Source organism: Streptomyces sp. NPDC005899, from assembly GCF_040629645.1.
Classification (GTDB): Bacteria; Actinomycetota; Actinomycetes; order Streptomycetales; family Streptomycetaceae; genus Streptomyces.
The window spans coordinates 50,213-74,677 of record NZ_JBEXWB010000001.1 but is presented as its reverse complement, the minus strand read 5'-3'; the positions used below and the strand labels follow the sequence as shown (position 1 = coordinate 74,677).

Here is a 24,465-nt window from a genome sequence, read left to right as displayed (position 1 = left end):
TCGCGGGTCACGAAGAAGTCGCGGATCCCGGCGCCGCGCGCGGCCGGGAGGAGCCGTTCCAGCTCGGGGAGGTAGCGGCCGCGCAGTTCGGCGACGGGCAGGTCGATCTCGTCGTGCGCCGCCGACTGGGACACCGCGAGGTACTGCCCGGCGCCCCGCAGACCGGAGGGACCGGTGCGGTCGAAGACCCACTGGACGGGTGAGCCGAGAGCGGCGAAGAACGGCCTGCGCAGGACCTTGCGGTCGTAGACGACGTGCACGTTGAGGATGGGCGCGTCGGCGATGGCGAGCAGGCGGTCGGGATCGTCGAGCGCCCCTTCGGGCAGCAGCCGGTGGGTCTCGCCCTGCGGGACGGCGAGGACGACGGTGTCCGCCTCGATGCGCTCGCTCCCGGTGTCGACGGCCCATCGGCCGTCGTCGGCGCGGGTGATCGAGCCCGCTCGCGTGCGCAGGTGGACGCGTACGCCCGCCGTTTCCAGGGCCTTGCGGGCAAGGGTGTCGTGCAGGTCGCCGAGCGGGACCGCGGCCCATCCGATGTCGGCGGCGCCGGGTTCGGAGAGCAGGCCGGTCTTGAAGACCATGGCGGCGAGTGCCATGGAGGCGTGCGGCGCCGTGGCGTTGAGGGTGGCGACGCCGACGAGGTCCCACAGCGCCTCGACGGTGCGCTGCGACTGCCCGTGCCCGCGCAGCCAGGTGGCGAAGTCGATCCCGTCGAGGGCGGGGTCGGCGGGGTCGAGGCGGCCCAGGGCCAGCGCGGCCCGGGCGACGCCCGCCTTCTCGGCGAGCGAGAGGTGCGGGTAGGCGGCGAGCCCGCCCGCGAGGTGCAGCGGTACGGGCAGGCCCGTACGGCGCAGCCGTCCCAGCCTCGGTCCGGCGGGCCGGGCGACGTCGAGGACGGGCACGTCGAGGCGGTCCTGCAGCGGCGCGAGGTGGGCGCCCTCGACGCGGTCGAGGAACCAGCGGTAGCCGGTGCAGCAGCGCAGGTAGACGTGCTGGCCGTTGTCGACGGTCAGGTCCCCCCGCCGGAAGGAGAAGGCCAGTCCGCCCAGCCGGGGCCGGCCTTCGAGCAGGGTCACGCCGACCCCGGCGTCGGCCAGGCGCAGCGCGGTCGTGACTCCGGCGAGGCCGCCGCCGACGACGACCGCGCGGTGGGGGTCGTGCGGGTGCCGGCCGGTCATGGGTTCCCCTCTCGCCGTCGTGTCGCAGTCAGGGACGCGGCGCGCGGGCGGGGGGTTGCCCGCCGCCCGCGCCCGTAGCGGTGGTGACGCGTCATCGGATCCGCCCCCTGGCCGTCCGGCGTGAGATGTACCGCGCGTCGAGTCCCGACAGGCCGCGTACGGCAACGTACGCCTTCTCGTGGCCGGGCAGCGAGACCCTGCCGCGCAGGACCGCCTCGGGATCGCGTTCGATGCGGTCCAGGAGCCGGCGGTAGATGCCGGCCATGGCGGCCACGCAGGCACCGCTGCGCCGGTCCAGCATGGGCAGCAGCCGGTAGCCCTCGGCGAACAGCGCGCGGGCGCGCCGCACCTCGAAGTGCACCAGCCCGGCGAAGTCGGAGCCGGGCGGCGGGGCCGCCCGGCTGAATCCGGCGGCGCAGCCGAACTTAGCGAGGTCGTCGGCGGGCAGGTACGTACGCCCGTTGCCCGCGTCCTCGCGGACGTCACGCAGGATGTTGGTGAGCTGGAGCGCGAGGCCGAGGGTGTCGGCGTACTCCGCGGCCCGGTCGGCGCCGGGGGCGCCCGGCGCGGTGCCGAAGACGCCGAGGCTGAGCCGCCCGATCGCCCCGGCGACGCACCGGCAGTAGGCCCTGAGGTCGTCCCAGGTCTCGTAGTGTTCGCCGCGCACGTCCATCAGCACGCCGTCGATCAGCTCGTCCAGGCCGCCCAGCGGCAGCGGGAACCGGCGCGCGGCGTCGCTGAGCGCGACGGCCACCGGATCGGTGTCGTCCTCGTCGACCGCGCCCTCCCGGATGCGGTCGAGCAGTTCGCGGGTGCTCCGCAGCCGGGTGTGTTTGGTCGCCGGGTCCAGCTCGCCGTCGCCGATGTCGTCGACCCGACGGGAGAAGGCGTACAGGGCCGACATCGCCTGCCGCTTCTCGTACGGCAGGAGTCTGATGCCGTACGCGAAGTTCCTGGCCTGCTGTCCGGTGACGGCCTCGCAGTAGCTGTACGCGGCCTGTACCGGTGCCGACATGTACGTCGTCTGTCCCTCCACGGTCCGGCTCACCCCTCTCTGTGCGCTCTTCGCAGGACGGTCCCCACGGCACGCAGCAGACTGGGCGCGGTGGGCCCGGGTGGTCCGGGCAGTACGTCGAATCCGGCCGCCGAGACGGCCGTGAGGGCGGCCCGCCCTCCGCCGACGAAGCCGGCGAGGAGCAGGCGGAGCCGGCCGTGGACGCTGCCCACCAGGGGGATGCCCTCGTCGAGCAGGTCGTGGGCGCGCTGGGCCTCGAAGGCGATCAGGGCGCGCACGGAGGCGCCTGCCGACGGTGCGGCCAGGTCCGGTTCGCCGACGTGGAAGCGGGCCATGTCCGCGGCGGGCAGGTAGATCCGGTCGCGCCCGAGGTCCTCGGCCACGTCCTGGAGGTGCTCGACGACCTGCAGCGCGGTGCAGACGGCGTCGGAGCGGCGGATCCGCTCGGGACTGGCCGTTCCGGTGATCTGCAGGACGAGCCGGCCCACGGGGTTGGCGGAGAGCTCGCAGTAGCCCAGGAGCTCCTCGTAGGTCGCGTAGCGGCGGACCTTCTGGTCCTGGCGGTTGGCCTCGATGAGGCCGAGGAAGGGCTCGGGGGTGAGCGCGCAGCGCCGCACGGTGGGGCGCAGGGCACGCATCAGGGGGTGCCGCGGGCCTTCGCCCCGTACGCCGAAGACGCGGTGGAGGTCTGCCTCCAGGGCGTCCAGCATCGCCGGCCGGTCCTCGGTCTGTCCGGACTCCAGGCCGAGGTGGCGGGCGTCGGCACCGCCGGGGGCGAGGTCGCCGTCGCCGATGTCGTCGACGAGGCGGGCGAATCCGTAGACCGCCATCAGGTCGTCACGCCAGGCGCGGGGCAGGAAGAAGGGCGCCACGGGGAAGTTCTCGCCGGCGGCCTTGTCGAGCGTGCCGGTGGCGGCGTCGGTGCGCGTCCGGGGGGTGCGGGTCACCGTGTACCGCCCGACGCGGGGACGGCGACACCACGTCGGGACTGGAGACTTCCCATCATTGCCGTCATATCTCCCGTTCTACACTGCTGACCCAAAACATCCCTTTTCGGACACGCCGCTCGTCTTCCCGAGTGCGGTCGGCGCACAACGGGCGGGGCGCCGGGGGACGTATCGCCCCACATTGCCGCGAATCAGCACCGGTACAGCTTACGTTGTGCCCCCGTGTCGAGGTCGTCCGCCTTCTCCAGGTGGACCTTGATGGGGCCCATGAAGGTGTACCGCTGCTGCTTGGCGTAGTCCCGGACGAGGCCGGAGAGCTCGTCGCCGAGCTGGCCCGAGTACGGGCTGAGCCGCTCGTAGTCGGGCGTGCTCAGTTCGACGATGAAGTCGTTGGGTACGACGGTCCGCTCGCGGTTCCAGATCGTCGCGTTGTTGTCGCACTCGCGCTGGAGCGCACCGGCGATCTCGACGGGCTGCACCTCGGACTTGAAGACCTTGGCGAAGGTGCCGTTGACCAGACCTTCGAGACGCTGCTCGAAACGCTTCATGACTCCCATGGGGCACCTCCTCCGGTGTCGTCATCCCTGTACTGCTTACTGATCGTATCCACGCGTCGGGAAATCGGCTGGTTCCCCTTGTCTGCACAGTGGATGAGTGTCACCTCTCACACGGATCGTAGAGGTGCCCTCCCGACAGTGTCCCGCACTCCGCGTGCTCTCCGGAGGAGTGGGGGCGGCGTCTTCGGGTTCCCGATGCCCGTCGTGGGTAGGGCGAAACAACGGATGTGAATCCTCCCTGTCCAGCGTGCTAATCTTCCGGATGTCGCCAGGCGCTCGCACCACACGGTGGGAGAGTCTGAAAACACCACTCATGCGCGAGTGGCGGAACGGCAGACGCGCTGGCTTCAGGTGCCAGTGTCCTTAGGGACGTGGGGGTTCAAATCCCCCCTCGCGCACAACGGGCAGTCGCTTGCGACTGTCGGGTTGGTTCGACGGAACCCCCGCCTCGGAGAGATCCGAGGCGGGGGTTCTTCGTTGTGCCCGGCTGTGCCGCCGGAGCGGGAAGACGCATGGCTCGCCCGGCGCTTGGGCGCCTGCTGCCCTCGGGGAGTCCGCGCGCTGGTGCCGGGTGCCTTGCCGGCTGCAGCCTGGGGCCTAGGGGCTGCCGCCTGCCGTGGTGCCTCATAGTGCCTCGTGGTGTCGCGGGGCCGGCTGCGGGCGGGGTGCGGAGCGCGGAAGGGGCGGCGGGCTTTCGGGCGGGCTTTCGGCGGGCTTTCGGTGGGTCACGGTGAGAAGCGTGCGGTGCTGAGCTGAAGCCGGTGGCCGAGTGAGCGGCGGCTATGACCGTGATCGGTGGCCCGGTGGCCCGGTGGCCTGGTGGCCCGGTGGTCGGTGGTCGTGGCCGAGTGGTGGGGTGCGGGCGGGCGCGGGCGCGGGTGCTGGTGCTGGTGCTGGTGCGCAGCGGAGTGGCCGGTCGATGTGATGAAGCACGCAACGGTGTACGGAGGGTCGGGGGGCCCGTTTCACGTGAAACGTCCCGCGTCCTCACCTGCTTCGTTGTAGCGAAGCAGGTACTCCGCGAACTGTGCGAGATCGTCGGCCGTCCAGTCGCCGAGCCGCTCCCGGTATGCCGCGCGACGGCTGGCCTGGGTGGAGGCGAGGGTCGTGATGCCGGCTGCGGTGGGGCGCAGCACCTGGATGCGGTGATCGTTCGGGTCGGGATGCCGCTCGACCAGGCCCAGCTTCTCCAGTGCGCTGATCTGCCGGCTCACCGTCGACTTGTCCAGCATGTAGTGCGCGGCGAGGTCGGCCGCCCGACACCCTTGGCTGCGGTCTATGTGGGCGAGCAGCGTGTACGAGACCAGGGGCAGATCGGGATGCAGTCGAGCCGCCGCTGCGCGCGCGCGTCGTGCGAACGCCGTGAGCTCCCGCTGGATGACCTCCAGCGACTCCTCGCGTTCCCGGGGGGTGCTTGCCACGACTTCACCTTTCTCGGATTTCAGTTGTAGAGTACAACGAAAGCAGGAGTTGTAAAAGCCAACTACTTGGAGCGGCCCCATGTCCACAGGTCCGAGCGATGCCCCGGGCTCCACTGCCGGCGCGCTGCGTCATGTACTCAGCCATCTGGTCACCCCGCTCCTGATGTGCATCGGCATGGGCCTCGCCTACCTGGGCGCCTTCCACGCCCCGCAACCGCATGACCTGCGGGTGGATGTCGTCGGCTCGGGAGCCGGTACCCAGGTGCTCGCGCAGACCTTGCAGGACAAGGGCGACGGTGCGCTGAGCGTGCGTACGGTGGCCGACCGCGACACTGCGGTGAACCACCTGATGACCGAGCGGGCCTTCGGGGCCTACCTCCCGGGCGACAGCCCTGAACTCCTGGTCGCGACCGCCTCGTCCGACACCAGCGCGACGGTGGTCCAGAAGGTCTTCACCGAGGTCGCCGCCGGACAGGACTCCCCCCTCGAAGTGACGGACGTGGCGCCGACGGCCGAGGGTGATCCGACGGGCCAGGGCATCTTCTTCCTGCTGGTCGCGGTGAGCATCGGCTCGTACGCGTCGGTCGCGGTGATCGGTGGAGCGGGGGCGGTACTGGCGCTGCGGATCAGGGCCGCGCTCGCGCTCGGAGCCTCACTCGTGGTTAGCGCCGTCGGCGCGGTGTTCGCCGGGCCGATGTTCGGCCTCGTTGACCACGGCCTCGGCGGGCTCTGGGCGATGGCCTGGCTCTACTCGGCGGGCATCCTCCTGATCGGGGTCGGGCTCCACACGTTCCTGAAGCGCTGGACCACGCTCGGCGTGATGGTCCTCTTCGTCATGCTCAACTTCACGAGTTCCGGCGGCATCTTCCGCCCCGAGCTCCAGCCCGGTCTCTTCGGTTCCCTCCACGCCTTCTGGAACGGTGCGGGTTTCGTCGAAGGGGTACGCAGCCACGTGTACTTCGGCGGTCACGGGCTGGGGGGCCACGTGCTCGTCCTGGCGCTGTGGTTCCTGGCGGGACTGGTGATCCTCTCGGTCGCCGGACTGGCCGAGTCGACGAGGCGCCGTGCGGCTGCCGAGCGCTCGCGGGAGGCGGCGCTCCCGGCCGCGGGAGCGGGGGCCGAGGAGGAGATGGAGGAGGCGGTCGGCGTCTGAGCCGCCGGCATTCCCGCCGGGTGGCCGGTCCGTCACAGGCCGGGGAGGGCCGGTGAGGGCCTGCCGACCGACCCACCACATGCCGGTGGGCGCCGGTGGGGGTCGGTGGGGGCCGGTGGGGGCCGGCCCTGGATTTCGCGCGTGGCGCCGGTCGCGCGTCGTCGGCGTCACTCACCAAGAGCCTCTCTCCGCAGGTGGGGAAACCGTCATCCACAGGGGGAGACGCCCGTCGTGGCGCCGCTGTACGGTCATGCGCAGTTGATGTTCGGACAGGACAGCGGCAAGGGCGGGGGAGGCGGCGTTCCATGCGTGAGGCCGAGGCGACGGCGCCGGGACGAGGACCGGCGGTGGGGGCACGCATACCGGTCGTGCCCGGGTTCGCGCAACGTGCGCCTGCCGGGGGGCGATCGGCGGAAGACCGGGGGTCATCGCCGAAGGCGGTGGGGAAGGCGCTGAGACGCCAGGTGCCGCGCACCGCGCACAGCACCTTCGTCGCCCCGGCGGGCCGGCCCGACGCGGTCCAGGCGGTCGAGGAGTCCAACAAGGGCCGCGTGCCCGGCCTGACTCCCATCCGCGTGGGACGCATGGCCGCCACGCCGTTCGCCTTTCTGCGCGGTTCGGCAGGGCTGATGGCCCACGACCTCACGGGCACACCGGTCACGGGCATCGGCGCCCAGCTCTGCGGAGACGCGCACGCGGCCAACTTCGGCCTGTACGGCGACGCCCGGGGCAACCTGGTCATCGACCTCAACGACTTCGACGAAACGGTGTTCGGCCCGTGGGAGTGGGACCTCAAGCGGCTTGCCACCTCGCTCGTCCTCGCCGGGCGGGAGGCGGGCGCCGACGAGGACACCTGCCGCCGGGGTGCGTACGACACGGTGGGTGCCTACCGCCGCACGATGCGCCTGCTGGCCGGGCTGCCCGCTCTCGACGCGTGGAACGCCATCGCGGATGAGGAACTGGTGTCGCACGCGGACGCGCGGGACCTGCTGGGCACCCTGGAACGGGTGTCGGCCAAGGCCCGCAGCAACACGAGCGCCCGCTTCGCCGCCCGCTCCACGGAGGAGTGCGAGGACGGCGGGCGCCGCTTCGTCGACGCGCTGCCCGTGCTGCGCCGGGTGAAGGACGCTGAGGCCGCAGCGGTCGCGGCAGGCATGGAGGGCTACCTCGCGACACTCTCGGAGGACCGCACCCCGCTGCTGGCCCGCTACGCGATCCACGACGTGGCCTTCCGCGTGGTCGGGACGGGCAGCGTGGGCACACGCTCCTACGTCGTGCTGCTCCTCGACCACCGTGGTGAGCCACTGGTCCTCCAGGTGAAGGAGGCCCGCCCCTCCGCCCTCTCCCCTTACCTGCCCCGGGTGGGTTTCGAGGTGCCGGAGGTGGCGCACGAAGGGCACCGGGTCGTGCTCGGGCAGAAGCGGATGCAGGTCGTCAGCGACATACTGCTCGGTTGGGCCGACGTCGAGGGCCGCCCCTTCCAGGTGCGCCAGTTCAGGAACCGCAAGGGAAGCGTGGATCCGGCCGCGCTCGCGGCGGACCAGGTGGACGACTACGGGCGGATGACCGGTGCGCTGCTGGCCCGGGCACACGCGCACAGCGCCGACCCGAGACTGCTCGCGGGCTACTGCGGGAAGAACACCGAGCTGGACGACGCTGTGGCCGATTTCGCGGTGACGTACGCGGATCGGACCGAAGCGGATCACGCGGAACTCGCGCGGGCGGTTCGGAACGGCCGAATAGCCGCAGAGGTCGGCGTGTAGCGGATCTTGCCGCCGCCGGGCGTCCCCGCGGTGCCGTTCGTGGCCATACGCTGGACGGGTGAGCCACGAAGCCGCCGGGGTGCCGACCACCCGGAACGACGAAGACCCGCAGGAACACCACCGGGCGACCGAGCCGCAGCACGCGTCAGGTGCGTCCCAGGCTGACCTGGCGGGCGGCCCGGACGGCGAACCGCGGGCCGTCCCGGGCGGAGCGGCCGGTGGCGGGGCCGACGGCAGCTCGGCGGGCGCGACGTCCCCCCGGCCCGAGGAGCGTCTCGCGAAGGCAGTCAGGGTGGCCGAGCAGGCCCTGATCGAGTTCGAGATCGCGGTGGAGACCTTCCGCGTCGAGGTCGAGAACTTCTCACGGCTGCACCACCAGAAGCTCGGCCCCATGTACGCCCGTCTGGACGAGCTCGACGCGCAGATCGCGGAGGCGCGGGCCGCGAAGACCGGCGATCCGGAGGACCGGCGCAGGGCCGATGAGGCCCGGGCCATCGTCATGCCGATGCCGGGGGTCGAGGAACTCTTCCACGACTGGATGGACTCCGACGGGCTGTCACCGGAGGCCGCCGCCATGCTCACCGAGCAGCCTGTCCGGCCGCCGAAGCGCGTCAGGCCCAGTGAGGAGGCGCGCAAGCTCTACAGGGAACTGGTGCGCATGTCCCACCCGGACCTGGCACCGGACGAGGCTGAGCGAACCCGGCGTGACGGGTTCATCGCACGGGTGAACGCGGCCTACGGCCGGGGGGACGTCGCGCTGCTGCAGGAACTGGCCGCGGAGTGGGCTGCCGGGCCGGTCGCCCCGGAGTTCCAGTTGGGTGAGAGCGATGAGCTCTACGCCCGGCTGGAGTGGCTGAGCCGGCGTAAGGAACTCCTCACCGTCCTCGCCCGCGAGCTGGAGGACAGCGCTATCGGCTCCATGCTGCGCATGGCACCGGACGATCCCGACGGGCTGCTCGACGACATCGCGGAAAAGCTCCTGGCCGACGTCGCTCAGCGCGAGGCCGAGCTGACGGAGCTGGTGCAGTAGCGTTTCCGTGACCCTGGCGCGTTACGTACGAGAGAAGGCATGACTCATGAATTTCGCTCCGCTGCCCTCGGTGGATGTCGCGGCGGTGCCGTCGGACGGCTTCGTACTGGACGTCCGGGAGAACGACGAATGGGCGGCCGGACACGTCGACGGAGCGCTGCACATCCCCATGAGCGACTTCGTCGGCCGCTTCGGTGAGCTGACCGAGGCGGCTGAGGACGGTCGGCGTGTCCACGTGATGTGCCGGGTCGGCGGCCGCTCCGCCCAGGTCACCCAGTACCTGGTGCAGCAGGGCATCGACGCGGTGAACATCGAGGGCGGAATGCTGGCCTGGGACGGAGCAGGGCGCCCGATGGTCACGGACAGCGGGGACCCGGCCTTCGTGCTCTGACGCTCGCTCGGCGGCCGATGGGGGCTGTCAGGGGACGCGGAGGGATGGGGGCGGGTCGGGGCTAGGTCGGGGCAGGAGTTCGGTGGCCGGGGATGCCCTGCACGGGCGAGCACCGGGGCGCCCGTCCGCGCAGCGCCCTTCTGTGCAGGACCCTTCCGTGCAGGACCCTTCCGCCTTGTCGGCTCGGCGCCGTCACGGTCCCCGGGGCGGCGGGCGCGCCGTGGCGCCGGTACCGGTCGGCCGCCGCACCGCTGCCACCATGCGGCCCGCGGGAGCGCGGGAGCGCTAGTATCGGTCGGCCGGCTTGAGCGGTGCCCTCCGTGTTGCTTTCAGCGCTGGTACTTCTCGGTTCGCTGAGTCTCGATCGGTCCGCCGCGGCACCGACCGCAGGTCGGACTTGTCGCGGCACCGCACCCGCGTGGCCTGCCGCAGTCCCGGCTCCGGGTGTCCTGCTGCCGCAGCACCATCTCCGGCCCGTGGGCGCCCTCCTGGCTCTCATACCAACCTTGGCCGGGCCCGCCCCTTGGCCGGTTCCGCCCTGCGTGCTTCGACCCGTGCGTGAAACTCTGCTGCCTCTGGCTTGCACCCGCTCCACTGTGCCTGCGCCCGCACTGCGCTGCACCGCGCCTGCGCCCGCACTGCGCTGCACCCGCTCCACTGCGCCTGCACCTGTTGTGCCTTCACCCTGGGCCAGGGCGCTCGGCTGCCCGCGCCCCTGCCCCGCCTTCGCCCTGCCCGCGCTTCCTGGAGGGCCACCTTGCCTCCGGCCAGTGCCCACGCCGTCCCTGGCCCTGTGGCTCGTGCGCGGCGCTTCGTCGCACGCCGATCGGGCGTGGGCGCTGGCGCGGGTCTGTCCGCGGCCAAGTCGCCGGAGAAGAGCTGCGTCCCGGGAGGCGGGCACGGAACTCAGCGGTCGAAGTCGATCTCCACCTCCGGAGTAACGGGGTGCGACTGGCAGGCGAGCACGAAGCCCGCGCCGGTCTCCTCGGGCTCCAAGGCGAAATTGCGGTCCATGCGCACCTCGCCCTTGACCAGGAGTGCCCTGCACGTCCCGCAGACACCGCCCTTGCAGGCGTACGGGGCGTCCGAGCGGCTCCGCAGGACCGTGTCCAGGAGCGACTCGCCGTCCTGGACCGGCCAGCTGCCGGAGCGGCCGTCCAGCGTCGCGGTGAGGGTGCTCTCGGCCGGGGTGGCCATCCGGCCGACCGCCGGGGTGGACGTCTTCTCATCGGCTACGTGGAAGATCTCCTGGTGGATGAGGGCGCGGTCCACACCTATCGTTCGCAGGGCACCTTCAGCCTCCCTGACCAGGCCGAGTGGGCCGCACAAGAACCAGCCCCGCACATCGGGAACGGACACCAACGCGGGCAGCAGCCCGCTCAGCCGCTCGCGGTCGAGCCGACCCGAGGGAAGCCCGGCGGCCTGCTCCTCCCTGGACAGGGCGGTCACCAGCTGGAAGCGGTCCGGGTAGCGGTCCTTGAGGTCGGCCACCTCGTCGAGGAACATCGTGGAGGCCGCTGTCCGGTCGCTGCGGATCAGGCAGAACCGCGCTTCCGGTTCGCGGGCCAGCAACGTCGAAGCGATCGACAGAACCGGTGTGATTCCGCTGCCTCCGACGATGGCCGCGAAGTGGCCGGGGCGGGGTCTGAGGACGAAGCGCCCCGTCGGGGGCATGGCCTCGACTTGGTCGCCGACCGCGAGTTCTTTGAGGGCGTACGTGGAGAACGCACCACCGTCGACCATGCGGATGCCCACCCGCAGCGCCGGTGGGTCCGGCTGCTCGGTCGCGGCGGCACAGATCGAGTAGGACCTGCGGATCTCCTCTCCGCCGGCGCTGTAACGCACATTCAGGTGCTGGCCCGGGAGGTGGCGGAAGGTGTCGTGCAGCGCGGGCGGTACGGCGAAGGTGACTGCCACGGCGTCGTCCGTGATCCGTTCGATGGAGCTGACCCGGAGCGAGTGGAACATCTACAACTCCTTGAAGTGGTCGAACGGTTCACGGCAGTCCACGCATCGGCGCAACGCTTTGCAGGCCGTGGAGGAGAACCGGCTCAGCAACTCCGTGTCCGTGGATCCGCAGTGCGGGCATCGCACCGAGAGCGCCAGCGGCACGGGTCCGGACGGCCCGCTGTGTGGGCGCGGTGGCGCTATGCCGAACTCCGCCAGCTTGCGCCGCCCGTCGTCACTGATGTCGTCCGTCGACCAGGCCGGGGCCAGTACGGTGACCACGGAGACCTCGGCCATACCGTGGGCGTGGAGAACCCGCTCGATGTCGGCGGACATGGCCTCGATGGCCGGACAGCCCGTGTAGGTCGGTGTCAGCTGAACGGTGACCCGCCCGGGCCCCTCCACCCGTACGCCGCGGAGCACTCCCAGCTCCTCCAGGGTGAGGACCGGAAGCTCCGGGTCGGGGACCGAGCCCGCGAGACGGTGCAGCTCCGCTTCCAGCAGTGTCTGCGTCACCATGACGCCCCCGGATGGCTGCGGTGCAGATGCTGCATCTCGGCGAGCATCCGCCCGAACGGCTCGGTGTGCACCCCTTGCCGGCCGGCCCCCGCGCTCCACGCGCCGGCCTGAGGGCCTGACGGGAGGGTCAGGGTGGACCTCTCCACCACGTTCCCCACGGCGCGTGACCAGCCGGACTCGATCGCATCCCAGTCGACGTCGAGTCCCTCGACAGGCTCGAACAGCTCGCCGGTGAACCGCCACAGGGCGTCCAGGGCGGATTGCATACGCCGGTGGCTCTCGGCGGTGCCGTCTCCGAGCCGCAGAACCCACTGCTCGGCGTGGTCGCGGTGGTAGGCGACCTCCTTGACGGCCTTCGCCGCAAGGTCGGCGAACCCGCCGACGCCGGCGGCCAGCTGTTCGTACAGCAGGTGCTGATAGACCGAGAAGTACAGCTGGCGTGCCATGGTGTGGGCGAAGTCGCCGTTGGGCTGCTCCACCAACTGGACGTTGCGGAAGGACCGCTCCTCGCGGAGGAAGGCCAACTCGTCCTCATCGCCGACGAACGAGAGCAGCATCCGCGCTTGGCCCAGCAGGTCCAGGGCGATGTTGGCCAGAGCTACTTCCTCTTCGAGGACGGGGGCGTGACCCGCCCACTCCCCCAGGCGGTGGGAGAGCACCAACGCGTCGTCGCCGAGGGCGAGGGCCGCGGTCACAGGTGCTTCACCCCTTCCGGGATCTCGTAGAACGTGGGGTGGCGGTAGGGCTTGTCCCCGGCCGGTTCGAAGAAGGAGTCCTTCTCGTCCGGGGAGGAGGCGGTGATCGCCGTCGACGGCACCACCCAGAGGGAGACGCCCTCCGAGCGGCGGGTGTACAGATCACGGGCGTTGCGCAGGGCCATCTCGGCGTCCGGTGCGTGCAGGCTGCCCGCGTGGGTGTGGGACAGGCCGCGGCGGGAGCGAACGAACACCTCCCACAGGGGCCAGTCTGTCGAGCTGCTCATGCGGTCGCCTCCACGGGCTCTGCGGTCGCCTCGGACGTCCCGGGTCGTGCCGCGTGTCTGTCTGCGTATGCCGTTGCGGCGGCCCGGACCCAGGCACCCTCTTCGTGGGCCCGGCGGCGCTGAGCGAGCCGCTCCTCGTTGCAGGGGCCGTTGCCCTTGAGGACCTGCTGGAACTCCGTCCAGTCGATCGCTCCGTAGTCGTGCTGTCCGAGCTCCTCGTTCCACCGGATGTCGGGGTCCGGGAGGGTGAGCCCCAGGGCTTCTGCCTGCGGCACGCAGATGTCGACGAAGCGCCGGCGCAACTCGTCGTTGGAGTGGCGCTTGATCTTCCAGGCCATCGACTGCTCCGAGTGTGCCGATGCGTCGTCGGGAGGGCCGAACATCATGAGTGACGGCCACCACCAGCGATTCACCGCGTCCTGTGCCATCTCGTGCTGGGCCGGAGTCCCCCGGCTCAGGGCGAGCAACAGCTCGTACCCCTGACGCTGGTGGAAGGACTCCTCCTTGCAGATGCGGACCATCGCCCGGGCGTAGGGGCCGTAGGAGCAGCGGCAGAGCGGTACCTGGTTGGTGATGGCGGCTCCGTCGACGAGCCAGCCGATTGCTCCCACGTCGGCCCACGTCAGCGTCGGGTAGTTGAAGATCGAGGAGTATCGCTGCCGACCGGCATGCAGCTTGTCCAGCAACTCCTCGCGACTGGTGCCCAAGGTTTCGGCCGCGCTGTACAGGTACAGCCCGTGGCCGGCCTCGTCCTGCACCTTCGCCATCAGGATCGCCTTGCGGCGCAGGGAGGGCGCGCGCGTGATCCAGTTGGCCTCGGGCTGCATTCCGATGATCTCCGAGTGCGCGTGCTGGGCCATCTGGCGGATCAGCGTGGCGCGGTAGGCGTCGGGCATCCAGTCCCGCGGCTCGATCCGGTCATCCGCCGCGACGGCGGCGTCGAAGGCGGCGACGCGTGCCGCCTCCTGCGCTCCCGCGTCTGCCGTCCCGCGCGTCGTCTGCTCCGCAGTCACTGCCGCCATTCCGAGCTCCCTACCGACCGATCGTTCGGTTCCTTGACTTCAATGGTGAGTCGAGGGCCCGTAGGGTGTCAACCCTGTGGATAACTGAGCGGTGATCGACGGTGATCGGGGCGGGATGGATTCGGACCACGGTGGGCGTGCGGGCAACGAGAAGAAGCCCGCCTGGCCGGAGGTGCCGCGCCGAGACGGTCCCGATCCAGGCGGCGCGCCCGCGGGAACGGGTTCGCACGCGGAGCAGGGTGGTCGGAGGGCGGATGCGGAGACCGGACCCGCGGTGATACCGGGGGCCGGACCGAATCGCCGGCCGGACCCGATGACAGGCGGCACGGCTGCCGGGCGGCAGGCAGCCCCGCGCCGCGAGGGCGGCGGCATAGCCGGTCTCTCCCTTCCCTACCAGATCGTCGCCGCGCTGGCGCTGTCCGTGATGGGGCTGGCGGCCTGCGGACACCTCGCCATGGTCTTCCTCCACGTCGCGCCGTCGAACACGATGACGAAACAGCACGGTGAAGCCGTCAGTGACTGGATCTACCCGGAGTTCGAGCAGAACTGGAAGCTGTTCGCTCCCAACCCGCTGCAGCAGAACGTCGCCGTGCACGTACGCGCCGAGGTGGCAGGTGCCCACGGCCGCAACACAACCCGCTGGATGAGCCTCTCCCACGAGGACGGCAAGGCGATACGCGGCAACCCGCTCCCCAGTCATATCCACCAGAACGAGCTGCGCCGGGCCTGGGACTTCTACGCCGGGTCCCACGACGACGAGAACCGCCCCGCCGGCCTGCGCGGAGACCTCTCCGAGCGCTACATCCGCCGGATCGTCATGCTCCGCCTCTCAGCGCACGACTACGGGGGCACGGTCGAGCGGATCCAGGTGCGCTCATCCGTACGCTCCGTCGGTGCTCCGGCCTGGAGCGACGAGAAGATCGGCACGAAGCCGAACTACCGGACACTCCCGTGGTGGACCGTGACCCCCTCCGATCTGCCGGGCGAGGCCGGCGCGGACGCGGAGCGGACCGGGACGGGGGAGGAGAAGTGAGCACGTCCGCCGAGTACCGCGTGCGGAGTACCGCCCGCCGTCTGGCTCGCGCCATCCAGCTCGTCACCTCCATGCCGCTGGGCGCGTACCAGAGCGCCGTCGTACGGATCGGTGTCTCTGCCACGTATCTGCTGTTCCTGTTGCGGGAGCTGCCGCACCGCCGGGAGCTGTACGGTCCCGACAGTCCGTGGCGCTGGGACATGGCGCGCCGGCTCCTCGAGAGCAACGACGCCTTCACCGTTCTCATGTGGTCGGACAGCACGCTCTGGTTCGAGGTCGTCTACGGACTGACACTGGTCTCAGCCGCGCTCCTGACGGTCGGCTGGCGGACCCGCGTCACGTCCGTGCTGTTCCTGGTGGGGGTGCTGTCCCTGCAGAACCGCAGCATCTTCATGGGAGACGGCGGAGACAACGTCATCCACCTCATGGCGATCTACCTGGTGCTCACGCGGTGCGCCCGCGTCTGGTCGCTGGACGCGAGGCGTGCCGCACGGGATGCCGAGCGGCACTCGGCAGGACACCGCCCGGCGCGGGACATCGTGGGGCCGGTCCTGTGGGCCGCGTCCGGTTCCGTGCTGGTGCCGGCCACGATCACGGAAGGGCTCGGCGGCACCTGGTGGCTTCCCTCCCTGCTGTGGGCGCTGTGGCTGGGAAACGGCCTCTGGTGGGTACTGCGCCGCCACGCACCGGAGGCCGAGCTCCGGACCCTGCTCGACGTCCTGGCCAACCTCGCCCACAACGCCGGTCTCCTCGTGATCATGGCCGAGGTGTGCCTGATCTACGCGACCGCGGGCTGGTACAAGGTCCAGGGGTCCCGCTGGCAGGACGGTACGGCCCTCTACTATCCGCTCAAGCTGGACTACTTCACGCCGTGGCCCGAACTGTCCGGTCTCTTCGCGTCCAGCGCGCTGGTGGTCATGGTGCTGACGTACGCCACGGTCATCGTGCAGGTCGCCTTCCCGTTCACCCTGTTCAACCGGCGGGTCAAGAACGTCCTTCTGGTGCTCATGATCGGGGAACACGCCGGGATCGCCGTCCTGCTCGGACTGCCGTTCTTCTCGATGGCGATGATCGCCGCGGACGCGGTCTTCCTTCCGACGGCCTTCCTGCTGTGGCTGGGCGGCAGGGTGACGTCCGGCCGGGACCGGCTGTCGTCCCGAGCCGGGAGCAAGGTCCGGCTGCCGCGACAGCGGCGGGCCGACGGCGAGGAGGAGCCCCTGCCCCACGGTCACGGCGGGGGCCATACGCTCGTCGGGTGACCAGCGAGACCGGCAGTGCAGAAGAACCACGCGTATCGGCGGACTCCCTCGCGTCCGGGGAGACCGATCGACCCGGAGAGACGGATCCCCCTGCGGAGCCGATCCAGTACGACGACGGGTACGGCAACCCGATCGGTGTCGGCCCTCATCCGCTTCCCTGGCCCGAGGGGGAGCGGTACGACGCCGAGCTGCTCGCCCAGGGCGACCGGCGCAACGTGGGCGACGCCTACCGGTACTGGACACGGGAGGCCATCGTCGCCGACCTGGACCTCCGCCGGCACGACTTCCACGTGGCGGTGGAGAACTGGGGCCACGACTTCAACATCGGATCGGTGGTCCGTACGGCCAACGCGTTCCTCGCCAAGGAGATCCACATCGTGGGCCGACGGCGGTGGAACCGGCGTGGAGCGATGGTCACCGATCGCTATCAGCATGTCCGCCACCATCCGGACACCGCCGATCTGACCGCCTGGGCGGCGGCTGCAGGGCTGCCGATCATCGGAATCGACAATCTTCCCGGTGCTGTGCCCCTGGAACGGACCGAGCTGCCCCGCAGGTGCCTCCTGCTGTTCGGGCAGGAGGGGCCGGGGCTGACGGAGGAAGCCCGCGAGCACGCGACGATGGTGTGCTCCATCGCGCAGTTCGGCTCCACCCGCTCGATCAACGCGGGTGCGGCGGCTGCCATCGCCATGCACGCCTGGGTGCAGCGGTACGCGGACATCCCGGACCCCTCGAACAGGTGACCGGCGGAACGCCTTGGGACGGCTGCCCGGCCGGACGGCGCGCATGGCCCTGCCGCCACGACAGGATGGCAGAGCCATGCGGGGAGCGTGTCAGGCCTGGCGGCGGACCTCCACCACGCGGAAGCGGTTGGACACGAACGCTCCGTCGCACAGCGCCGCATTGGCCGCAGGGTTGCCCCCCGAGCCGTGGAAGTCGGAGAACGCCGCGGTCTGGTTGACGTACACACCACCGGTGAGATTGAGCGAGAGCTGTGCCGACTCGTCGAAGCAGACGTCCTCCACCGCTCGCTCCACCTCGGGGGACGTGGTGTACGCCCCCACTGTCATCGCACCCTTCTCGCGGATGGTGCGGCGCAGCAGGTCGAGCGCGGCTGTCGTCGATTGGACGGCGACGGCGAACGAGACCGGCCCGAAGCACTCGGAGAGGTACGCCGCGCCGTCGTCCGGCTTGGTGCCGTCGAGCTTTTACGAGCACCGGCGTCCGCACCACCGCGTCAGGGAAGTCGGCGTTGGCGACCTGACGGGAGGAGAGGGCGACCTCGCCCAGCTCCCCGGCCGCTTCCAGACGCGCCCGCACGTCCGGGTTGACCAGCGCACCGAGCAGTCCGTTGGCGCGGGCGTCGTCACCGAGGAGCCCGCGCACGGCCTCCGCAACGTCCGTGACCACGTCCTCGTACGTCTTCGGGCCCGCGTCGGTCGTCACGCCGTCCCGAGGGATGAGCAGGTTCTGCGGGGTGGTGCACATCTGGCCGCTGTAGAGGGAGAGCGAGAAGGCCAGGTTGGAGAGCATGCCCCGGTAGTCGTCGGTGGAGTCGATGACGATGGAGTTGACGCCGGCCTTCTCCGTGTAGACCTGGGCCTGCCTGGCGTTGACCTCCAGCCAGTCGCCGAAGCCGGTGGAGCCGGTGTAGTCGATGATCTTCACTTCGGGGCGCACCGCCAGCGTCCTGGCGATGCCCTCGCCGGGCCGTTCCGCGGCCAGCGCCACCAGATTCGGGTCGAAGCCCGTCTCCCTCAGGACCTCACGGGCCAGCTGGACGGTGAGGGCGAGCGGGAGCACGGCCCGGGGGTGCGGCTTGACCAGCACAGGATTGCCGGTGGCCAGCGAGGCGAAGAGGCCGGGGTAGCCGTTCCAGGTGGGGAAGGTGTTGCAGCCGATCAGGAGGGAGATGCCGCGACCGACCGCGGTGTAGGACTTGCGCAGCTGGAGCGGGTCCCGTTTGCCCTGCGGTTTCGACCAGTCGGCGGTCAGCGGTGTACGCGTCTGCTCCGCGTACGCGTAGGCCACCGCTTCCAGGCCGCGGTCCTGCGCGTGGGGGCCGCCTGCCTGGAAGGCCATGACGAAGGCCTGCCCGCTCGTGTGCATGACGGCATGGGCCAGCTCATGGGTGCGGGCACTGATCCTCGCGAGGATCTCCAGGCAGACGAGAGCCCTGGTCTCCGGCCCCGCCGCCCGCCAGGTGCCCATGGCGGCGCGCATCGCCGGGAGCAGGACGTCCGGGTCGGCGTGCGGGTACTCGACGCCCAGCTCCGGGCCGTACGGCGAGACCTCGCCGCCTGTCCAGCCGTCGGTGCCGGGCTGATCGAGGTCGAGCCGGGTGTTCAGGACGGCGTCGAACGCGGCCTTGCCCTCGGCCGCTCCCAGGCTGCCGGGGAGGCCGCCCTCACCGTAGGCCTTCGGATGCTCGGGGTGCGGGGACCAGTAGGCGCGCGTACGCATGGCGTCGAGTGCCTGGTCGAGCGTCGGGCGGTGGGTCTCGGACAGCTTCTCGGGGGAAAGCTCGGCGGCCATGACGGACCAACTCCTCGTCGAGCCGGGCAGGGAAGTACGGACGGAGTTAGAGTAACCGAACGATCGGTCGGGACAAGGCCCCCGGGAGACCTGTGGACAACTCATGGGGGAGGATCGCGGTCATGACCACGGCCAAGCGGGACACGTACACACCGGAATCCCTCCTCACCGTTGCCGTCCGTGTCTTCAACGAGCGCGGCTACGACGGCACGTCCATGGAGCACCTCTCCAAGGCGGCCGGCATCTCCAAGTCGTCGATCTACCACCATGTGGCGGGCAAGGAGGAACTGCTGCGCCGGGCGGTGAGCCGTGCGCTCGACGGCCTCTTCGCCATCCTCGACGAACCGGGTGCGGCCCGGGGGCGGGCCATCGCACGGGTCGAGTACGTCACGCGCCGCACCGTCGAGGTCCTGATGGGTGAGCTGCCCTACGTCACGCTGTTGCTGCGCGTCCGCGGCAACACGAGTACCGAATGCTGGGCGCTCGAGCGGCGACGCGAGTTCGACCAGCGGGTGTCCGAGCTGCTCAAGGCCGCCGTCGCCGAGGGCGACCTCCGCGCCGACGTCGACATACGCCTGGCCACCAGGCTTCTGTTCGGCATGGTGAACTCCCTGGTCGAGTGGTACCGCCCTCAGCCCGGCGGGTCGCCGGAGGAGGAGCAGCTGGCCGACACCGTCGTCCGGCTGGCCTTCGAGGGGATGCGGGCCAGTCGCTGAGCGGGCTGCCGGAGGCCGGCACCGGCCGGGCCCGGTGTCGCACCGGACCATCCGGTCTCGCCCGGCCGGGTCGACCCGTCAGGTACCCGGCCCGGCAGGTGCCCGGTCGGCAGGTCCTCGCTGTCGGCAGGTCGGTGCTGCCGGCAGGTTCCAGGAGGGGCAGGGCCTAGGAGAGTTCGGCAGGCCGGTCGGGCCGCGGGCCGAGGTCGGTCTCCTCGAACACCAGCAGGGTCCGGGTGGAGAGTACTTCCGGTATGGCCTGGATTCTTGTCAGGACCAATTCACGCAGCGCCCGGTTGTCCGGTGAGTGCACGAGAAGCAGGACATCGAAGTCGCCACTGACCAGCGCGATGTGAGTGGCACCCGGCAGTGCCTGCAACTGCTCACGCACGGTGCGCCACGAGTTCTGGACGATCTTCAAAGTGATGTAGGCCGAGGCGCCCTGGCCGGCCCGTTCATGGTTCACGCGCGCACTGAAGCCGCGGATCACCCCGTCCTCGACGAGGCGGTTGATGCGGGCGTAGGCGTTGGCGCGCGAGACGTGGACACGTTCGGCGACGGCTCGTACGGAGGCCCGCCCGTCCGTCTGCAGGATGCGGAGGATGTCGCGGTCGATCGAGTCGAGGGGACGGGCAGGAGGCACCTGACCGGGATCGCCGCCCGCGTCGGCCATTTGTTCAGCGGCCATCTGCCCGCACCTCCCTGTTGTGGACGACCTGCCCCCATCCCAGGCTGTGGAGAACCGTTTGTCCACAGGCTGACGGTGCCTGTAGCCAAAATGCGTTCACGACCGAACAATCGGTAGGTGAGGCCACCACTCCGGCGCCTTGCTCACCCCTCGACATTCCCGCAGATTTCGCTGCTGCGATTTCGACATCCTCGATGTATCCCGATGCCAGGAGGTGCCAGCCATGACGGTCCAAGAGCTGCCCGGCGCGGCCGCTTACCGGCCCGTGCCGCCCCCGGCCTGGAAGCCGCTCACCGACCCTGCGCCGCTGCTTCCGGACTCCGCACCGTACCGGGTGCTCGGCACGGCGGCCGCTGCGGAGACGGACGCGGAGCTGTTGCTGCGCCTGTACGCCGAGCTGGTCCGCGGCAGGCGGTACAACGCTCAGGCCACCGCTCTGACCAGACAAGGCCGTCTCGCGGTGTATCCGTCCAGCACCGGCCAGGAGGCGTGCGAGGTCGCGGCAGCCCTTGTCCTGGAGGAGCGGGACTGGCTCTTCCCCAGCTATCGCGACACGCTTGCGGCAGTGGTACGCGGCCTGGACCCGGTCGAGGCGCTGACCCTCCTGCGAGGAGACCGGCACACCGGTTACGACCCGCGCGAGCACCGGATCGCCCCACTGTGCACCCCGCTGGCCACCCAGCTGCCGCATGCGGTGGGCCTGGCTCACGCGGCCCGGTTGAAGGGTGACGACGTCGTCGCCCTGGCCATGGTCGGCGACGGCGGGACGAGCGAGGGCGACTTCCACGAGGCGCTGAACTTCGCGGCGGTCTGGCGGGCCCCGGTGGTCTTCCTCGTGCAGAACAACGGCTTCGCCATCTCCGTCCCTCTGGCCAAACAGAGTGCCGCGCCGTCCCTCGCCCACAAGGCGGTCGGGTACGGAATGCCCGGTCGGCTGGTCGACGGCAACGACGCGGTCGCGGTGCACCAGGTCCTGGGCGAGGCGGTGGCGAGAGCCAGACGCGGGGAGGGCCCGACGCTGGTCGAGGCCGTCACATACCGCATGGAAGCGCACACGAACGCTGACGACGCCACCCGGTACCGCGGTGACAGCGAGGTGGAGGCGTGGCGTGCCCACGACCCGATCCAGCTGCTCGAGCGCGAGCTGACCGGACGGGGTGTGCTGGACGAGGAGCACATCGGGGTGGTGAGGGAGGCGGCGGAGCGGATGGCCGCCGAACTGCGCGAGCAGATGAATGCCGACCCGGTGCTCGATCCCATGGACCTGTTCACCCACGTGTACGAGCAGCAGACCCCGCAGCTGCGTGAGCAGGCCGCCCGGCTCCGGGGCGAGCTCGACGCGGAGCACGACGAGAGCAGCGCGGAGGACAGTCGATGACCACGGTTGCGGCGACGGCCGGTGGGCGAACCGGCGCGGCGAGGCCCGCCACGATGGCCCAGGCACTCGGACGTGCGCTCCGCGACTCGATGGCCGAGGATCCGGCGGTGCATGTTCTCGGTGAGGACGTCGGCACCCTGGGCGGGGTCTTCCGGGTCACCGACGGCCTGGCCGAGCAATTCGGCGACGACCGGTGCACGGACACACCTCTGGCCGAGGCGGGCATCCTGGGCGCCGCCGTCGGAATGGCGATGTACGGGCTGCGGCCTGTGGTGGAGATGCAGTTCGACGCCTTCGCCTACCCGGCGTTCGAGCAGTTGATCAGCCATGTCGCCAAGATGCGGAACCGTACCGGGGGCGCCATGCCCCTGCCGATCACCGTGCGGGTGCCCTACGGCGGGGGGATCGGCGGGGTCGAACACCACAGCGACTCCTCCGAGGCCTACTACATGGCGACACCGGGCCTTCACGTCGTCACGCCGGCCACGGTCGAGGACGCGTACGGACTGCTGAGAGCGTCGATCGCCTCGGACGACCCGGTGGTCTTCCTGGAGCCCAAGCGTCTCTACTGGTCGAAGGCGTCCTGGTCTCCTGATGAGCCGACCCCGGTGGAGCCGATCGGCCGTGCCGTCGTGCGCCGCTCCGGCCGTAGCGCGACCCTGATCACCTACGGGCCGTCGCTCCCGGTGTGTATGGAGGCGGCGGAGGCAGCCGTGGCAGAGGGCTGGGAACTCGAAGTCGTCGACCTTCGGTCACTCGTGCCCTTCGACGACGAGACCGTCGCCGCGTCGGTACGGCGCACAGGCCGCGCGGTGGTCGTCCACGAGTCCTCCGGATTCGGCGGGCCGGGCGGCGAAATCGCGGCGCGGGTGACCGAGCGGTGCTTCCACCACCTGGAGGCGCCCGTGCTACGGGTAGCCGGCTTCGACATTCCGTACCCGCCACCGATGCAGGAACGACACCACCTGCCGGGCGTGGACCGGGTGCTCGACGCGGTGGCCCGTCTTCAGTGGGAGGCCGAGGGCTGATGGCGCAGGTGCTCGAGTTCAAGTTGCCCGACCTCGGTGAGGGACTGACCGAGGCGGAGATCGTGCGCTGGCTGGTGGAGGTCGGCGACGTGGTCGCCATTGACCAACCGGTCGTCGAGGTCGAGACGGCCAAGGCCATGGTGGAGGTCCCATGCCCGTACGGCGGCGTGGTGACGGCGAGGTTCGGTGAGGAAGGCACGGAACTCCCCGTCGGCTCCCCGCTCCTGACGGTGGCGGTCGGATCGACAAGCCCCGGAACCGGCCGTGCCACGGAGGGTTCCACGTCGGATCCGGCTGCCGGTTCCACCTCGCGCTCGGTTGCCGGCTTTGGATCGGGACCGGCTGCTGGGCCCACCTCGGGTACGGCTGCCCCTTCCGGCCCTGACCCGGTCGTCGAGTCGTCCGGCAACGTCCTGGTGGGCTACGGCACGGCTGCACCTGCGGCACGGCGCCGCCGGGTGAGACCCACATCGTTCACCGCGGCTCCGGCCCCCGCCCCGGGTGTAGTCGCCGTGCCCGCCCTCCCTTCGGTCACCGCTTCCAACCCGGATGTGGAGACAGCACACGGACCGGTGCCGGTCATCTCCCCACTGGTGCGGAAGCTGGCGCGGGAGCACGACCTCGATCTCCGGCAGATCAGGGGTTCGGGGCCGGACGGTCTGATCCTCCGTAACGACATCGAATCCGCGATCAGGAACGGGGCGGAACAGCCTGTCGCCGCGGTGACCCCTGCGGCAAGGCATGAGGCGGCGACGCCCGGTGAGCGCATCCCGTTGCGCGGAGTCCGTGGGGCGGTCGCGGACAAGCTGGCCCGCAGCCGACGGGAGATTCCCGATGCCACGTGCTGGGTCGACGCCGATGCCACCGAACTGATGGCGGCGAGGGCGGCGATGAATGCCGCCGGCAGCGGCACGGCAGCGTCGAAGGTCTCGGTGCTCGCGCTGCTGGCCCGCATCTGTACGGCTGCTCTGACCCGCTTCCCTGAACTCAACGCGACAGTCGATACCGAAGCCCGTGAGATCGTGCGGCTGCCGGAGATCCACCTGGGTTTTGCCGCCCAGACGGAAAGAGGCCTGGTGGTGCCTGTCGTCCGTGGGGCGCACGTACGCAATGTTGAGTCCATCGGCGCGGAGATCAGCCGGCTCACCGAGGCGGCTCGCGGCGGGAAGCTGAGCCCGGCCGATCTGACAGGCGGAACCTTCACGCTGAACAATTACGGGGTCTTCGGTGTCGACGGCTCAACGCCGATCGTGAACCATCCGGAAGCGGCGATGCTCGGGGTCGGCCGTATCGTGCCGAAGCCCTGGGTGTATCAGGGACAACTGGCGGTCCGCCAGGTCGTCCAGCTGTCGCTCACTTTCGACCACCGAGTCTGTGACGGTGGCACGGCGGGTGGTTTCCTGCGGTATGTGGCCGACTGCGTGGAACAGCCGGTGGTGCTGTTGCGCACCCTGTGAGGGGACGGTTCTACCGGGAGCGGGCGGGGCGGTGTCCGGGAGGGGACGGAGTGTCCGTCGAGGCCGAGTAGCCGGGTATCGGACGTCGGCTGGCCGGGAGCCGGAAGGTGTTCCACGCGGAAGTGCCCGTCGGGGAGCATCGACGTCGGCTTACCGGGAGGCGAGAGGTGTTCGGTGGGCCTGTACGGGACCGGGCGCGAATGCCGGTGCGGCATTGTTGCGCCAGGTGGACGCGGGCCCGGTTCGTCAGATGCGCCAGCCGTCCATCCCGGCATCAAGCGGCCGCCACCGGACCATCCCGTCCACCACCGGACCATCCCGTCCACCACCGGACCACTCCGTCCACCACTGGACCACTCCGTTCACCACCGGCCCTGGCCAGCCGCCCACCGACCCGATCAGGCATGAAGGGCACGATCCGGCCGGGCTACATCTGACCGGGCTGA

At 70.6% G+C, this 24,465-nt stretch carries 21 protein-coding genes, 1 tRNA gene and 2 pseudogenes; 12 read left to right on the top strand and 12 right to left on the bottom strand.

All coding sequences use genetic code 11. The features are described from left to right. From hpnE to ABZ371_RS00315, 4 genes and pseudogenes are all read right to left on the bottom strand, one after another. Nucleotides 1-1,178, bottom strand: a 1,178-nt coding sequence (gene hpnE / locus ABZ371_RS00330; RefSeq protein ID WP_358672332.1) for a hydroxysqualene dehydroxylase HpnE, incomplete at its 3' end; no start/stop codon positions are given. A 91-nt stretch (nt 1,179-1,269) separates the two neighbouring features. After that, entirely contained in the window at nt 1,270-2,193 is a 924-nt protein-coding gene (gene hpnD, locus ABZ371_RS00325; protein ID WP_358672331.1) for a presqualene diphosphate synthase HpnD, read from the bottom strand. Between the two features lie 29 nt (nt 2,194-2,222). After that, a complete protein-coding gene (gene hpnC, locus ABZ371_RS00320) occupies nt 2,223-3,140 on the bottom strand; it encodes a squalene synthase HpnC (protein ID WP_358672330.1) in 918 nt (305 codons plus the stop codon). Nucleotides 3,141-3,358: 218 nt separating this feature from the next. Then, nucleotides 3,359-3,697 (bottom strand): annotated as a pseudogene (locus tag ABZ371_RS00315) (DUF3662 domain-containing protein); the annotation flags it as partial. A gap of 315 nt (nt 3,698-4,012) precedes the next feature. Here ABZ371_RS00315 and ABZ371_RS00310 point away from each other — a divergent pair. Further along, a tRNA-Leu gene (locus tag ABZ371_RS00310) sits at nt 4,013-4,095 on the top strand. A 567-nt stretch (nt 4,096-4,662) separates the two neighbouring features. Here the strand turns inward: ABZ371_RS00310 and ABZ371_RS00305 are convergent. Continuing rightward, complete coding sequence (locus tag ABZ371_RS00305) at nt 4,663-5,118, bottom strand: MarR family winged helix-turn-helix transcriptional regulator (RefSeq protein ID WP_358672329.1); 456 nt, start codon at nt 5,116-5,118, stop codon at nt 4,663-4,665. A 79-nt stretch (nt 5,119-5,197) separates the two neighbouring features. Between ABZ371_RS00305 and ABZ371_RS00300 the strand changes: the two genes are divergently transcribed. The 4 genes from ABZ371_RS00300 (at nt 5,198) to ABZ371_RS00285 (ending at nt 9,455) form a co-directional block, all read left to right on the top strand. Continuing rightward, nucleotides 5,198-6,271 (top strand): hypothetical protein, encoded by a 1,074-nt coding sequence (locus tag ABZ371_RS00300; RefSeq protein ID WP_358672328.1) that lies wholly within the window; start codon nt 5,198-5,200, stop codon nt 6,269-6,271. A gap of 305 nt (nt 6,272-6,576) precedes the next feature. Beyond that, on the top strand, nt 6,577-8,034 hold the full coding sequence (locus ABZ371_RS00295) for a DUF2252 domain-containing protein (protein WP_358672327.1): 1,458 nt from the start codon (nt 6,577-6,579) through the stop codon (nt 8,032-8,034). A gap of 58 nt (nt 8,035-8,092) precedes the next feature. Beyond that, the gene (locus tag ABZ371_RS00290) at nt 8,093-9,064 is read left to right on the top strand and encodes a J domain-containing protein (RefSeq protein WP_358672326.1); all 972 of its coding nucleotides are present in this window, start codon (nt 8,093-8,095) and stop codon (nt 9,062-9,064) included. A 46-nt stretch (nt 9,065-9,110) separates the two neighbouring features. Continuing rightward, entirely contained in the window at nt 9,111-9,455 is a 345-nt protein-coding gene (locus ABZ371_RS00285; protein ID WP_358672325.1) for a rhodanese-like domain-containing protein, read from the top strand. 906 nt (nt 9,456-10,361) lie between these two features. On the opposite strand, the gene ABZ371_RS00280 is transcribed toward ABZ371_RS00285, so the two are convergent. Genes ABZ371_RS00280 through paaA form a run of 5 tightly spaced genes read right to left on the bottom strand, consistent with a single transcriptional unit; the run spans nt 10,362 to nt 13,925 of the window. Continuing rightward, a complete protein-coding gene (locus ABZ371_RS00280) occupies nt 10,362-11,423 on the bottom strand; it encodes a 2Fe-2S iron-sulfur cluster-binding protein (RefSeq protein ID WP_358672324.1) in 1,062 nt (353 codons plus the stop codon). Beyond that, nucleotides 11,424-11,921, bottom strand: a complete 498-nt coding sequence (gene paaD, locus ABZ371_RS00275) for a 1,2-phenylacetyl-CoA epoxidase subunit PaaD (protein WP_358672323.1) — start codon at nt 11,919-11,921, stop codon at nt 11,424-11,426. Beyond that, a complete protein-coding gene (gene paaC, locus ABZ371_RS00270) occupies nt 11,915-12,616 on the bottom strand; it encodes a 1,2-phenylacetyl-CoA epoxidase subunit PaaC (protein WP_358672322.1) in 702 nt (233 codons plus the stop codon). Before paaC ends, paaD begins: the two co-directional genes overlap by 7 nt. Further along, nucleotides 12,613-12,903 carry a 1,2-phenylacetyl-CoA epoxidase subunit PaaB gene (gene paaB / locus ABZ371_RS00265; protein WP_069171673.1) on the bottom strand — a complete coding sequence of 97 codons (291 nt, stop codon included), beginning with the start codon at nt 12,901-12,903 and terminating at the stop codon, nt 12,613-12,615. Before paaB ends, paaC begins: the two co-directional genes overlap by 4 nt. After that, nucleotides 12,900-13,925 (bottom strand): 1,2-phenylacetyl-CoA epoxidase subunit PaaA, encoded by a 1,026-nt coding sequence (gene paaA / locus ABZ371_RS00260; protein WP_358672321.1) that lies wholly within the window; start codon nt 13,923-13,925, stop codon nt 12,900-12,902. Before paaA ends, paaB begins: the two co-directional genes overlap by 4 nt. A 115-nt stretch (nt 13,926-14,040) precedes the next feature. Here paaA and ABZ371_RS00255 point away from each other — a divergent pair, with 115 nt between their 5' ends. The 3 genes from ABZ371_RS00255 to ABZ371_RS00245 all read left to right on the top strand — a co-directional run bounded on the left by ABZ371_RS00255 (nt 14,041) and on the right by ABZ371_RS00245 (nt 16,960). Next, nucleotides 14,041-14,958: a DUF5819 family protein gene (locus tag ABZ371_RS00255; RefSeq protein ID WP_358672335.1), complete on the top strand. Its 918-nt coding sequence runs from the start codon at nt 14,041-14,043 to the stop codon at nt 14,956-14,958. Then, entirely contained in the window at nt 14,955-16,217 is a 1,263-nt protein-coding gene (locus tag ABZ371_RS00250; protein ID WP_358672320.1) for an HTTM domain-containing protein, read from the top strand. Before ABZ371_RS00255 ends, ABZ371_RS00250 begins: the two co-directional genes overlap by 4 nt. A gap of 101 nt (nt 16,218-16,318) precedes the next feature. After that, entirely contained in the window at nt 16,319-16,960 is a 642-nt protein-coding gene (locus ABZ371_RS00245) for a TrmH family RNA methyltransferase (RefSeq protein WP_358672334.1), read from the top strand. Between the two features lie 90 nt (nt 16,961-17,050). On the opposite strand, the pseudogene paaN reads toward ABZ371_RS00245, so the two are convergent. Beyond that, nucleotides 17,051-18,752: pseudogene (paaN, locus tag ABZ371_RS00240) on the bottom strand (phenylacetic acid degradation protein PaaN). A 122-nt stretch (nt 18,753-18,874) separates the two neighbouring features. Between paaN and ABZ371_RS00235 the strand changes: the two are divergent. Then, nucleotides 18,875-19,468, top strand: a complete 594-nt coding sequence (locus ABZ371_RS00235; RefSeq protein WP_358672319.1) for a TetR/AcrR family transcriptional regulator — start codon at nt 18,875-18,877, stop codon at nt 19,466-19,468. 166 nt (nt 19,469-19,634) lie between these two features. Here ABZ371_RS00235 and ABZ371_RS00230 read toward each other — a convergent pair whose 3' ends face one another. Beyond that, nucleotides 19,635-20,156 (bottom strand): Lrp/AsnC family transcriptional regulator, encoded by a 522-nt coding sequence (locus tag ABZ371_RS00230; RefSeq protein WP_358672318.1) that lies wholly within the window; start codon nt 20,154-20,156, stop codon nt 19,635-19,637. Between the two features lie 223 nt (nt 20,157-20,379). Between ABZ371_RS00230 and pdhA the strand changes: the two genes are divergently transcribed. The 3 genes from pdhA to ABZ371_RS00215 are packed head-to-tail and all read left to right on the top strand — an operon-like array spanning nt 20,380 to nt 24,019. Then, complete coding sequence (gene pdhA / locus ABZ371_RS00225) at nt 20,380-21,534, top strand: pyruvate dehydrogenase (acetyl-transferring) E1 component subunit alpha (protein WP_358672317.1); 1,155 nt, start codon at nt 20,380-20,382, stop codon at nt 21,532-21,534. Further along, the gene (locus tag ABZ371_RS00220) at nt 21,531-22,562 is read left to right on the top strand and encodes an alpha-ketoacid dehydrogenase subunit beta (RefSeq protein ID WP_358672316.1); all 1,032 of its coding nucleotides are present in this window, start codon (nt 21,531-21,533) and stop codon (nt 22,560-22,562) included. Before pdhA ends, ABZ371_RS00220 begins: the two co-directional genes overlap by 4 nt. Next, nucleotides 22,562-24,019, top strand: coding sequence for a dihydrolipoamide acetyltransferase family protein (locus tag ABZ371_RS00215; RefSeq protein ID WP_358672315.1), 1,458 nt, complete (start codon nt 22,562-22,564; stop codon nt 24,017-24,019). The genes ABZ371_RS00220 and ABZ371_RS00215 overlap by 1 nt, the downstream gene beginning before the upstream one ends. Nucleotides 24,020-24,465 lie beyond the last annotated feature (446 nt).

Coding starts and splice junctions, on each gene's coding strand:
- paaA (WP_358672321.1), bottom strand. CDS start 13,925: ATGGCGGCAGTGACTGCGGAGCAGACGACGCGCGGGACGGCAGACGCG.
- paaB (WP_069171673.1), bottom strand. CDS start 12,903: ATGAGCAGCTCGACAGACTGGCCCCTGTGGGAGGTGTTCGTTCGCTCC.
- ABZ371_RS00235 (WP_358672319.1), top strand. CDS start 18,875: ATGACCACGGCCAAGCGGGACACGTACACACCGGAATCCCTCCTCACC.
- paaD (WP_358672323.1), bottom strand. CDS start 11,921: ATGGTGACGCAGACACTGCTGGAAGCGGAGCTGCACCGTCTCGCGGGC.
- ABZ371_RS00215 (WP_358672315.1), top strand. CDS start 22,562: ATGGCGCAGGTGCTCGAGTTCAAGTTGCCCGACCTCGGTGAGGGACTG.
- ABZ371_RS00255 (WP_358672335.1), top strand. CDS start 14,041: ATGGATTCGGACCACGGTGGGCGTGCGGGCAACGAGAAGAAGCCCGCC.
- ABZ371_RS00230 (WP_358672318.1), bottom strand. CDS start 20,156: ATGGCCGCTGAACAAATGGCCGACGCGGGCGGCGATCCCGGTCAGGTG.
- ABZ371_RS00220 (WP_358672316.1), top strand. CDS start 21,531: ATGACCACGGTTGCGGCGACGGCCGGTGGGCGAACCGGCGCGGCGAGG.
- ABZ371_RS00300 (WP_358672328.1), top strand. CDS start 5,198: ATGTCCACAGGTCCGAGCGATGCCCCGGGCTCCACTGCCGGCGCGCTG.
- ABZ371_RS00295 (WP_358672327.1), top strand. CDS start 6,577: ATGCGTGAGGCCGAGGCGACGGCGCCGGGACGAGGACCGGCGGTGGGG.
- ABZ371_RS00285 (WP_358672325.1), top strand. CDS start 9,111: ATGAATTTCGCTCCGCTGCCCTCGGTGGATGTCGCGGCGGTGCCGTCG.
- pdhA (WP_358672317.1), top strand. CDS start 20,380: ATGACGGTCCAAGAGCTGCCCGGCGCGGCCGCTTACCGGCCCGTGCCG.
- hpnD (WP_358672331.1), bottom strand. CDS start 2,193: ATGTCGGCACCGGTACAGGCCGCGTACAGCTACTGCGAGGCCGTCACC.
- ABZ371_RS00280 (WP_358672324.1), bottom strand. CDS start 11,423: ATGTTCCACTCGCTCCGGGTCAGCTCCATCGAACGGATCACGGACGAC.